At 35.6% G+C, this 1,018-nt stretch carries 2 protein-coding genes; both read left to right on the top strand.

Annotated features, from left to right (window positions below; translation table 11 throughout):
- Positions 1 to 13: 13 nt before the first annotated feature.
- On the top strand, positions 14 to 109 hold the full coding sequence (locus tag AC1DPK_RS34135; RefSeq protein ID WP_477513027.1) for an IS3 family transposase: 96 nt from the start codon (positions 14 to 16) through the stop codon (positions 107 to 109).
- 306 nt (positions 110 to 415) lie between these two features.
- On the top strand, positions 416 to 673 hold the full coding sequence (locus AC1DPK_RS34130; protein WP_441887202.1) for a hypothetical protein: 258 nt from the start codon (positions 416 to 418) through the stop codon (positions 671 to 673).
- Positions 674 to 1,018 lie beyond the last annotated feature (345 nt).

Genomic DNA, 1,018 nt, shown 5'->3' with positions numbered 1-1,018 from the left:
GGCACAAAGGAGAATTGAAGAATATTTGCATTTCTATAATAACGAGCGACCGCAGAGAAAACTAAAAAAAATGACGCCTGTTGCTTACAGACGTCAGCTTTCTGCCTAGGTGTTTTTTGCAATGTCTACAAATAGGGGTCTTGACCAAGGCTCTCAGAAACATAAGTGGGCTTTTTTTATTCTCAATTGATTTGAACGAATTTAGTCAAGGGGTATTATGTCAATTTTTGTCGAATTTCGAAAATAATTCGCGATCGTGAATTTTCATTTACATGTGGTACTATATGGGTTTAAATTGAATTAATATTTAGTTTGAAGTACTCATTGACAAAATTAGAATCATAAAATTTCAGCTTGAAATAACAAAGCCGAAAAAAACTAAACAAGTTTGCTAACGCGAGAGGAGACATAACAAGTGTTTATGGAATGGATTGATCACAAGCTTGAACAAAGAAGTTGGGAAGTTTTGAAAGTATGTGAAGAAGAAAATGAGGGTCTTTCTAAAAGATTTAATGATATCTTAAGTGAACTTAAAAAAGTCACACCTGAGTCTGCACATAATTCTCTATATGCACTCGAAGAAATATGTGCTCAAAAGAGTCTTGTTATTATGCAGGCATACCGAATAGGATTTTCAGATGCTATGAAACTTAAATCTACAGTTTTAGATTAGAGAATTAACAGGAAACATTTTTGCTTATTAGTTGAGATTACTCATTATCCAATGAATATACCAACAGAAAACTACAATAAGAACTTGGACTTGCAGAATTATTATTTGGTGGTTGAGGGCGTTCTGCTAACGCCGAAGATATATGCCATCTCCTAACCAGGTACATACTTCCCCGTATTGCGCGCATCGTCGATCAGTGAAGGGAATGTTAATGTCTCTTATACTCAAGTTCTGAATCATCTGAATCTTTCCCGTGTAAACTGACATTTTTTGAGTGCGAGCCACCCATCCAGGTGGCTATTTTTTATTGCTCATTAAGTGACCTATCTGCTAAAGGCTAAGGGG

It is taken from the genome of Paenibacillus sp. 01T424 (assembly GCF_056398745.1).
This window is presented reverse-complemented; position numbering and strand designations above follow the sequence as displayed.